The organism is Streptomyces sp. NPDC012825, assembly GCF_042900925.1.
Taxonomy (GTDB): Bacteria; Actinomycetota; Actinomycetes; order Streptomycetales; family Streptomycetaceae; genus Streptomyces.
In genome coordinates this window covers 1-9373 of sequence record NZ_JBIBBZ010000041.1, presented here as the reverse complement: position 1 = coordinate 9373, position 9373 = coordinate 1, and the positions used below count along the sequence as shown (strand labels likewise).

At 65.4% G+C, this 9373-nt stretch carries 8 protein-coding genes and 3 pseudogenes; 5 read left to right on the top strand and 6 right to left on the bottom strand.

What is annotated here, in order from left to right; all coding sequences use genetic code 11:
* Both ACFY7E_RS32745 and ACFY7E_RS32740 read right to left on the bottom strand, forming a co-directional pair.
* Positions 1-626, bottom strand: a pseudogene (locus ACFY7E_RS32745) (sugar-binding protein); the annotation flags it as partial.
* A 669-nt stretch (positions 627-1295) separates the two neighbouring features.
* Positions 1296-2060, bottom strand: a complete 765-nt coding sequence (locus ACFY7E_RS32740) for a transposase family protein (protein ID WP_389491454.1) — start codon at positions 2058-2060, stop codon at positions 1296-1298.
* Between the two features lie 312 nt (positions 2061-2372).
* Between ACFY7E_RS32740 and ACFY7E_RS32735 the strand changes: the two genes are divergently transcribed.
* Positions 2373-3580, top strand: a protein-coding gene (locus ACFY7E_RS32735) for an IS3 family transposase (RefSeq protein WP_389491451.1) whose coding sequence is annotated in 2 segments (ribosomal slippage) — positions 2373-2616 and positions 2616-3580 — 1209 coding nt in all. Because the reading frame shifts where the segments join, the coding sequence is not laid out codon by codon here.
* 61 nt (positions 3581-3641) lie between these two features.
* On the opposite strand, the gene ACFY7E_RS32730 is transcribed toward ACFY7E_RS32735, so the two are convergent.
* Both ACFY7E_RS32730 and ACFY7E_RS32725 read right to left on the bottom strand, forming a co-directional pair.
* Positions 3642-4412, bottom strand: coding sequence for a transposase (locus ACFY7E_RS32730; RefSeq protein ID WP_389491448.1), 771 nt, complete (start codon positions 4410-4412; stop codon positions 3642-3644).
* Positions 4413-4454: 42 nt separating this feature from the next.
* On the bottom strand, positions 4455-4889 hold the full coding sequence (locus tag ACFY7E_RS32725) for a hypothetical protein (RefSeq protein WP_389491445.1): 435 nt from the start codon (positions 4887-4889) through the stop codon (positions 4455-4457).
* Positions 4890-5078: 189 nt separating this feature from the next.
* Here ACFY7E_RS32725 and ACFY7E_RS32720 point away from each other — a divergent pair, with 189 nt between their 5' ends.
* Entirely contained in the window at positions 5079-6401 is a 1323-nt protein-coding gene (locus tag ACFY7E_RS32720) for a restriction endonuclease, SacI family (protein WP_389491443.1), read from the top strand.
* Positions 6402-6409: 8 nt separating this feature from the next.
* Here ACFY7E_RS32720 and ACFY7E_RS32715 read toward each other — a convergent pair.
* A pseudogene (locus ACFY7E_RS32715) lies at positions 6410-6688 on the bottom strand (transposase); the annotation flags it as partial.
* A 150-nt stretch (positions 6689-6838) separates the two neighbouring features.
* On the opposite strand from ACFY7E_RS32715, the gene ACFY7E_RS32710 reads away from it, so the two are divergent.
* The 3 genes from ACFY7E_RS32710 to ACFY7E_RS32700 all read left to right on the top strand — a co-directional run bounded on the left by ACFY7E_RS32710 (position 6839) and on the right by ACFY7E_RS32700 (position 9088).
* The gene (locus ACFY7E_RS32710) at positions 6839-7378 is read left to right on the top strand and encodes a winged helix-turn-helix domain-containing protein (protein WP_389491440.1); all 540 of its coding nucleotides are present in this window, start codon (positions 6839-6841) and stop codon (positions 7376-7378) included.
* The gene (locus ACFY7E_RS32705) at positions 7375-7905 is read left to right on the top strand and encodes a transposase (protein WP_389491457.1); all 531 of its coding nucleotides are present in this window, start codon (positions 7375-7377) and stop codon (positions 7903-7905) included. Before ACFY7E_RS32710 ends, ACFY7E_RS32705 begins: the two co-directional genes overlap by 4 nt.
* 190 nt (positions 7906-8095) lie before the next feature.
* On the top strand, positions 8096-9088 hold the full coding sequence (locus ACFY7E_RS32700) for an IS630 family transposase (RefSeq protein ID WP_389491437.1): 993 nt from the start codon (positions 8096-8098) through the stop codon (positions 9086-9088).
* Here the strand turns inward: ACFY7E_RS32700 and ACFY7E_RS32695 are convergent.
* Positions 9087-9373: pseudogene (locus ACFY7E_RS32695) on the bottom strand (transposase family protein); the annotation flags it as partial. The gene ACFY7E_RS32700 and the pseudogene ACFY7E_RS32695 sit on opposite strands and share 2 nt — an antisense overlap.

Below are 9373 nucleotides of genomic sequence, written 5' to 3'. Positions count from 1 at the left end.
CCCTTGGTCCGCAGCGGCAGCGTGTAGGAGAAGCCGTCGGTGGCGGGCCTGGCCTTGAGGTCGACGAACTGCTCGAACCCGGTACGAGTGGCCTCGACCACCACGTCCGCGCCCGGCACCGCGTCCACGTAGGTGGCACGGGTGCCGTCCAGCCGGGGTGCGGGCAGTCCGCCCCTCCACTGCAGCGTAACCTGCTCCTCACCCTCACCGAAGGTGACCAGATCGGTGGCCGGGGCCGCCTGCGCGGCGCGCAGCGAGGACGCCCTGGCGCCCTTCCTCCCCGACAACCTCAGCCCAGCCGGATGGGCCTTGGCGACGACCGAACCGTTGCTCAGGGCAGCCAGATTGACATCGACGTCGCGCCAGGCGCCCGTGACGGAGTCCTGGAAGCGCAGCGGCCCGGCGGCCAGCTCGGTAGTGAGCGAGCCGTCTTTGTTGGCCCAAGTCGTCGACGTCTCGGTCCGCTCGGAAAGCGCCTCTACCCGCTTGCCCGACAGCTTCGCGGCCACGCGCGCCGACGGGATGTCCGCCGCCTGCGTCACCGTCGGCTTCTTCGGTTCGACCGCAGGTTCCTGCCGCGGCTGGGCCTCTGCTGAACTGGCGCCGTCCAGCAGGGTGATGGCCATGGTCAGGGCTATACCGCTTGCTATGAAGCGGATTTTCCCCCTGGACCAAGGCCGTCCGCGCCCGACTGGCGCGGGCGTGTGAATCGTCATGATTCCCCGGTCTCTTGGTTTCTGACGCATCGTTTTGCGATGCACTCGTGAACGCATCGAAGGAGGAAGGAATGAAAAGGCCATGAATGTCACGCGAACTCAAAGCAACGGTTTTCGTTCTTCGAGGGGGCTTTGCCTTGCTTACATTAAAGATAAGCCCCGTTGAAGCAGGTTTTTCCGTTTTGTCGACAGTATCCGGCATGCCGCTCCGTCCCATGCGGTCACGTGGCAGGGACCTCACGTGAGACGGTCTTGCCCAGTTTCACCCGATTGGATTGAATAGCACCAGAAGTCGACGGTGATCACGGGTCGCGTACCGGAGGGCGGCTGCAATGACCACCTGGCCGCCTTACCCATGGAGAGACGATGTCCATGTTCCGGAGGCTGGTCATCGTACGCGGCAGTTGAGCAGCGTCCTTGCTCCGCCACCGCTCCAAAGACACAAGCTTTCCGGGTCGCACGCACATCAACTTTTGGGAGTCCGGAGCTGAAGCCCCCAAAGTCCCCTCGGGACAAAAGTCGGAACTTATTGAGCCTTTTTCATCCTGAATAGCTGCAGGTCAGCAGAGTGAGCCGTTTTCATCCTGAATAGTTGCAGGTCAGGAGTGTGTGGATGGCTTGGACGATGGTGCCGATGCGGCGGGTGGAGCATCGGGCTCGGCGGAGGATCCGCCAGGACTTCAGCTGTGCGAAGGCGCGTTCGCCGGGAGCTCTGAGTCGTGCGTGGTCGCGGTTGAACTGCTGGTAGTGCTCGGGTTGTTCGCGGTGGTTCTTGTAGGGGGTGCGGAAGGTGGAGCCGGCGCCCTGGTAGGCACGGTCGGCGAGAACGAGGATCTCTCTGGTGAGGCAGGCCTGGACGATGCCGTGGACCCGGGCCGCGGTCAGGTCGTGGGTGCGGCCCGGTCTTGCACGCGAGAACCACAGAGGTGTGCCGTCGGGACGGGTGATGACCTGCACGTTCATCCCATGCTTGCGATGTTTCATGGAGTAGTACGGCTCGTCGGCTGCGATGCGGTCGATGGGGATCAGTGTGCCGTCGATGATCACGTGGTCGCCCTCACCCAGGCCGGTCAGGGCCTCGTGCAAGCCCGGCGCCCACGCTGCGAGGATGCCGAGGGTCTCGTCGACGTAGCGCCAGGCTGTGGCTGTCGAGACGCCGAAGCCAGCCGCCAAGGCGGGCAGCGTCTCGTTCTTGCGCAGGTGCACCAGTACGAGCAGGGCCTGGTGGAAGCAGCCGAGCTTCCGCCACCGCGAGCGGCGTTCACACCTTCGTGCGTAGATGAGCCAGGAAACGTGCTCGACCAGCTCATGCGGGACGTCGACCGTGGCACGATACGGGACCAAGCGAGGCTCCTCGGACGATGCGTGGTGCGTAGAGAACACCACCGCAACGACCAGGAGCCTCGCCTCGTTACACACCCCCGCTGACCTGCCACTTCACCCCACAGGGACAGGATGAAAACGGCTCAGTGTGAACGGCTTGGACGATAGTGCTGATGCGTCGGGTGGAGCATCGGGCTCGGCGGAGGATGCGCCAGGACTTCAGCTGCGCAAAAGCCCGTTCGCCGGGAGCTCTGAGTCGTGCGTGGTTGAGGCTGATCCTTTGGAGTGGACACCCTGACAATGGATCTTGATGGTCCAGGGAGGGATGTCCACGTGGGACGCAAGTCTCCGTATCCAGAGGAGTTCAGGAAGGACGCGGTCGCGCTCTACCGTGCCGCGGCCGGGAAGCGGACGTACGCGGCGGTGGCCGCAGATCTCGGCATCACCGCGGAGCCGCTGCGGACGTGGGTACGCAAGGACGAGAACCAGGCCGTGCCCGGACGCCGTGACACGGGCGGCGAGGTGGATGAGCTGGCCCGGCTGCGGGCGGAGAACGCCCGGCTGCTGAAGGCCGAGAAGGAGTGGCACCTCGAGCGCGAGATCCTGCGCCGGGCGGCCGCGTATTTCGCTCGGGAGGTGAAGTGAGCCCTTGCCGCTGGGACTTCACCTCCGACCACCGTGCCGACTTCGGCGTCAAGCGGATCTGCCGGGTGCTCGGTGTCTCCCGCGCCGGCTACTACCGCCATCTGGCCGCCGGGCAGGCCCGCGCCGAGCGCCAGGCCGAGGAGAAGCGGACCGTGAGCGAGATCCGCGCCATCCACGCCGAGCACGACGGCGCCTATGGCGCCCCGCGCGTCCACGCCGAACTGCGGGCGAGAGGACGGCAGATCAACCGCAAACGCGTGACCCGGCTGATGCGGGTCAACCACATCGTCGGCCGGCACCTGCGGAAGAAGAAGCGGACAACGATCGCGGACAAGGCCGCGCCACCCGTGCCGGACCTGGCGATGCGCGACTTCACCGCGGACACCCTCAACACCAGGTGGTGCGGCGACATCACCTCCATAGCCGTCGGCACCAGCCGGCTCTACCTCGCCACGGTGATCGACATCTGCTCGCGGCGCGTGGTGGGCTGGTCAATCGCCGACCACATGCGGACCTCACTGGTCACCGACGCGATCGAGATGGCCGTGACCACCCGCGCCGGCCAGGTGCACGGCGTCGTGTTCCACACCGACAGGGGCGCCCAGTACACCGCGACCGCCTTCGCCGACGTCTGCCGCCGGCATGGCATCCGCCGAAGCATGGGCCGGGTCGGCTCGAGCTACGACAACGCCCTGGCCGAATCGTTCTTCCAGAGCCTGAAACGAGAACTGCTTCACGGACACCGCTGGACCTCGAAGGCACAGACCCGACTCGAGCTGTTCCGCTGGCTCTCGTACTACAACAGGCGCCGTCGGCATTCCGCCCTTGGCTACCTCACACCGGCCGAGTTCGAACAACGATTGATCACTTCACATACTCTGTCACTCGCCGCATGAACCCGGTGTCCACTCCCGGGGATCAACCTCATGCTCCTCATCGACCATCGACATAGATCCGCTACGCGGTCAGGGCGGGGTTGTGGAGGCGAGCGATGCCGAGCATGGCGTGGTGAACGCCGTCGGCCTTCAGACGGTAGTCACGGAGGATCTTCCAGCTCTTCATGCGGGCGAATGCGTGCTCGACACGGGCGCGGACCTGGCGGTGGGAAGCGTTGTGCTCTTCCTTCCACGCCGGTAGCTCGGTCTGGCCACGTTCTCGACGGTGTGGGATGACCAGGCCGGTGCCGCGGTAGCCGCCGTCTGCGATCACGGTGGTGTTGCCGACCAAGCTCTTGGCTCCGGACAGTTCCCACGCCTTGCAGTCGTTGCGGTTGCCAGGCAACGGCTGGCCGACCACCACGACGCGCCGGGTGTCGGCGTCGATGACGACCTGATGGTTGGTGGAGTAGCGGTAGTTCTTCGACCGCTCGGCAATGGTGTGGTCGCGGGTGGGGACCAAGGTGCCGTCCACGATGAGGACGGTGTTCTTGCGGAATCGCCTGCGGGGCTTGAGCGCGAGCAGGGGGCCGAGGTGGCTGACGATGCGGTTGGCTGCGGACTTCGAGACGCCGAACAGTGGGGCGAGCTGTCGCAATGTCAAGTTGGTACGCCAGTAGGCCGTGACCAGCAGCACCCGGTCTTCCAGCGGCAGGCTCCACGGCCGGCCTCTGCGAACCGGGTCAGCCCCCTCATGCCGCAGCTGTGCCACCAACGTGCCGAAGGAGCGGGGGCTCAACCCGGTGAACGGGGCTATCCAGGACGGCTGCGACGCCGTGATCACACCAGCCACGACGGGAGCCTCACACGGTTCACGCCGGGGCTGGTGTGTTGATCACTTGCTGGACAGGCGGAGGTCGCCGGACCAGGTCTCACACCGGACACGGCCGGAGTTGAAGGTGATTTCCAGAGCGATCCGCCCACTGTCCGAGACACTCTCCTCGCTGACTGCCAGCACCATCTCGCCGAGGTGATCCGCGAACGGGGTCTCGCCGCTGACCGGCGCCACCTCGATGCGGCCGGACTCCGCCATGTCGTATCCCGCGAAGGGAGCCGATGCCTCCACGATCAGGCACCAGTCCGAACCGGTCGTGATTCGCGTGGCGACCGCTTCGCTGTCGATCAGCCACACGTCCAGCGGGCCGGACGGAGCCTCTGAGCCGTACAGGTACCACGAGGCGACTACTTGCTCAAGACGGCGCCCGACCAGGTAGCCAGGACGCACACCGCCCCCGCGCAATGGGCACTCGCTCACCCTCTTCGACTCCACGCGTCGACCGTACCGTCAGGCAAACCCCCAGCTCACGTCCTTATACGGGACATCCCTTAGGCGGCAACGGTCTTCGACATCATCAGGGCGATGTGGCCCGCATGCTGGCAGGTGTATAACATGGCCTGGGATTCGATAGCGGCGAACCCAACGCTCGGACGATTAAGGCTGATCGACCCAGGGGGATAGATGGCAGTCAGGTTCGACCAGGACATTGCCCGCCAGACATTGAATGAGGCGTTCAGGAAAGCGATTGAAGCCACTGCGTTGCCAGAGGAATGGTTGCGCCTTTCGCGCTCACTGCGACAGGAAGAAGCCCCACGCACTTACACCCCCGCGCTGGGCACCGCACTCCTCGCTCGAACACTCGATGAGACCGTTGACCCTCGCTCCATCAAGCAGCAGACGCATAACACTCGATCCTATTCCGCCCGAACTCTATGCCACAGCGTACTTGTACCCGCTTCCATAGAATTCGGTTTCAACCTGAACGTCGCAGGTAGGGAACCTTTAAACAATCAGCCCTTTTTCCGCTACAGCCATTGGGACGAGATTCCTCGACCGGAAGCGGGTAAGGGCACGCATTTCGACAGGCTTGATGGGGCGCTGCGACTCCTCGATCAACAAAATCCGCAAGAATGCAAGTTGGCACTCATGGCCTTCCTGAAAGTCTGCTCCGAACATTCGGAGTACGACGAGAAGCCGAGATTCACTGCCCGGCATATGGCTGGCGTGCGCAAAAATTACGCATGCGATCCCATCCCTATAGATGGCGGCCAAGCTCAGGTCTTCAGAGCGAGAGACAAGTCCACGGGCTCTGTGGTAGCCCTGAAGAAGCTCCGCACACCTCTAGAGCGCCGCGTCGCCAGGATGGGGCGGGAGATCGAAGTCGGGCTGTTCCTGAGTGGCCACCCTCACGCTATGCCCATTCTGGACCATGCGCCAGATCATAGCTGGTTTGTCATGCCGTACGCGCAGGGCACGGCCCTGGACTACCGTGATGAGCTTCGGAACGACGATGCGCTGATTCTTCTGCTGCAAGCCGTATGTTCGGCCCTTGAGGTAGCGCATCAAAAGGGCTATGTACACCGTGACATCAAGCCAGCCAACATTCTTTTGCTGGACGGTCGGTGGGTGGTCGCTGACTGGGGGATTGTTAGGCGGCCACGAGGGATGACGACCGACCCTCAGCGGACGAAAGTGGGCGTAGCGTTGGGATCGGCCGGGTTTTCCGCCCCCGAGTTGGAAGACGACGCTCACAGCGCTGGGCCGCAGGCCGACATATACAGCCTGGGCCAATTCGTCGGGTGGGCAGTCACAGGAAAGCGTCCCCGGGCAAATATTCCCCTCCTCCCGGAGAGTGGCGCATGGCGGGCGATCGTAGAGACCGCCACGAGAGACGACCCCGCGATGCGGCCCGAGTCCGTCACGGAATTCCTCGACATCGTCGCCCGCGAAACACAGGCTCCTATTAGGTCGACTACTGGATCTCATGTTCCAGCAGCCGAGTAACCCTGCGGGCTGCGACCCGCCTGACCGCGTCGGGCGGCCTCTGCGATCATCGCCTCCATCAACGCGGCGAACACACCCGCGTCACGCCACTGCGCAAAGCGGTCGTAGACCGTCTGCCAGGCCCCGAACTCCGTCGGCATTACCCGCCACTGGCCGCCACTGCGGAACTTCCAGATGACGCCCTCGAACTGTTCACGAAGCCGCTGCGGATACGGGCCGCACCGGCCGATGGGCAGGAACGGCCCAATCAACTCCCACTCGCTTTCGCTCAGTTCGTGTCGCGTCACACCAGCGTTCTACCAGCCCAGCCCGGCTCGCAAGGGCGAACCGGGCAAGACTGATCACAACTCCAGACAGGGCCTAAGAACTCCTACTGAGGTTGAACTCGTGGAGTCGTAGGGGCTGACTGCTCGCCGTCCGTGCGGTATCACCGGGGCATGCGGTATCCACAAGGGGGCGGGCTGACCGCCGAACGCCAGCAGTTCCGCGAGGAGTTACGACTCAAGGCGGCAGAGCGGTTCGCTCTGGGCGAGGCGAGTTCGGTGGTTGCCAAGGACCTGCGGGTCGGCGCCCGCTCTGTGCAGCGATGGCGGCGGATGTGGGACGAAGGCGGTCCGCGGGCTCTGCGGTCGCAGGGGCCGGCGTCGCTGCCGAGGCTGAGCGAGAAGCAGTTCGCCCAGCTGGAGGCGGAGCTGGCCATGGGGCCGGCCGCGCACGGCTGGGAAGACCAGCGCTGGACTCTGAACCGCGTGAAGACGGTGATCGGCCGGCGCTTCCACCTGACCTACACCCTCCAGGGCGTGCGCAAGCTCCTGGTGCGAAACGGCTGGTCCTGCCAGGTCCCGGCCCGACGCGCGATCGAGCGGGACGACGAGGCGGTGGCCGGGTGGGTCAAGGAGGTGTGGCCTTGCGCGGAAGACTCGCGGCGGCCCGTGGGGCCTGGATCGTCTTCGAGGACGAAGCCGGATTCTCCATGACGCCGCCGCACGCGAAGACCTGGTCGCAGCGCGGCCGGACCCCGGTGGTCCGGGTGCGGGGCCGCTCCCGCAGACGAGTGTCCATTGCCGCGCTGACCTGCTACAAACCCGGCCACCGCTCCAGGCTGATCTACCGGCCCCGTCGGGACGACGGCCGGCGCGACGGACGCAAGAGCTTCTCCTGGCGCGACTACCGGGACCTGCTGATCGCCGCCCACCAGCAGCTCGGCGGGCCGATCGTGCTCGTCTGGGACAACCTCAACGTCCACAAGGCCGCCGACCTGCGGAAGTTCGCCGAAGCCCGGGACTGGCTAACCATCTACTACCTGCCGCCCTACGCACCCGACCTCAACCCCGTCGAAGGGATCTGGTCTCTCCTGCGACGCGGCTGGCTCTCCAACGTCGCTTTCAGCACCCCCGAACACCTCGTCCAGCCCGTCCGCCGCGGCTTACGGCACATTCAGTACCGCAGCGACCTCATAGACGGCTGCCTCGCCGAGACCGGGCTGGCCATCGGACCCGCCTGAGCAAGCCACGACATCACGAGTTCAACCTCAGTAACGGAATGACTGAGCCTCTTTCATCCTGAATAGCTGCAGGTCAGTATTGATCCGAAACGGTTTGGGTTCTGGGTCTTTGGTGGGGTGTGAGCGATCTGGTGGGGGACGCGCGGCATCTTTCGCCGTCGGCGCAGGAGGCCCCCTGCGGTTGCGGGCGGTGGCGGCGCTGGTGGCGGGACGGGACCGTGAGGACGTGGTGGCGGTCTTCGGTGTGTCGCTGAAGGTGGTCGATATCTGGTGGGCGAAGTGGCAGGTCGGCGGGCGGGAGGCGCTGGTGATGCGCCCGCGTGGCAAGCCGGTCGGGGTGTATCAGGTGCTCGGGGAGACCGAGCAGGCCGCGGTGCGGCAGGCGGTCCTCGATCACCGGCCCTGTGACGTGGGGCTTTCCGGGCAGTTGTGGACTCGGCGCTTGATCGGTGACCTGATCGCGAAGCTGTACCGGGTGCGGCTGACCGAGGTGGGGGTGGGCAAGTACCTGAAGCGGTGGGGACTGTCCTTCCAACGCCCGGACAAGCGGGCCGTCGAGCAAGACCCCGAGGCCGTAGCGCGCTGGCATCAGGAGACGTGGCCGGAGATCCGCGCGAAGGCGAGGAGGGACGGCGGAGAGATCCTCTTTGCCGACCAGGTCGGCATCCGCTCGGACCAGGTCACCGGCCGCACCTGGGGCGAGAAGGGCAGGACACCGGTGGTGCGGCGAAGCGGGCCCCGGTTCTCGGTCAACGCGATGTCGGCGATCAGCACCAGGGGTCGGATGCACTTCATGGTCTTCACCCAGAGCTTCACCGCCGAGGTGATGTGCCGCTTCCTGGACCGGCTGGCCGGCCACTTCAACCACAAAGTCCATCTCGTGGTCGACGGGCACTCCGCCCACCGCTCCAGGAGGGTCCGCAACTGGCTGGCCGCCCATCCCGACGACGTCGAGCTGCACTTTCTGCCGCCGTACTCACCCGAGCTGAACCCCGACGAGCTGGTCAACGCCGACCTCAAACACAGCCTGCCCAAGCAGCACCGAGCCCGGGATCAGGCCGAACTCGCAGCCGAGACCCGCCGCTTCTTCCGCAGACGCCAGCGACAGCCACACATCGTCCGCGGCTACTTCGGCGGCCCACATGTCCGCTACGTCCTGGACGAGAACCCCATGAGTTTCTGATCAATAGGGTGTGGACGGCTTGGACGATGGTGTCGATGCGGCGGGTGGAGCATCGGGCTGGGCGGAGGATCCGCCAGGACTTCAGCTGCGCGAAGGCCCGTTCGCCGGGAGCTCTCAGCCGTGCGTGGTCGCGGTTGAACTGCTGGTAGTGCTCGGGTTGTTCGCGGTGGTTCTTGTACGGGGTGCGGAAGGTGGCGCCGGCGCCCTGGTAGGCGCGGTCGGCGAGAACGAGGATCTGCCGGGTGAGGCAGGCCTGGACGATGCCGTGGGCCCGGGCCGCGGTCA

Bases quoted from the DNA above. Each gene is read 5' to 3' on its own strand.
- ACFY7E_RS32720 (WP_389491443.1), top strand. From the start codon at position 5,079: ATGGCAGTCAGGTTCGACCAGGACATTGCCCGCCAGACATTGAATGAG.
- ACFY7E_RS32710 (WP_389491440.1), top strand. From the start codon at position 6,839: ATGCGGTATCCACAAGGGGGCGGGCTGACCGCCGAACGCCAGCAGTTC.
- ACFY7E_RS32705 (WP_389491457.1), top strand. From the start codon at position 7,375: ATGACGCCGCCGCACGCGAAGACCTGGTCGCAGCGCGGCCGGACCCCG.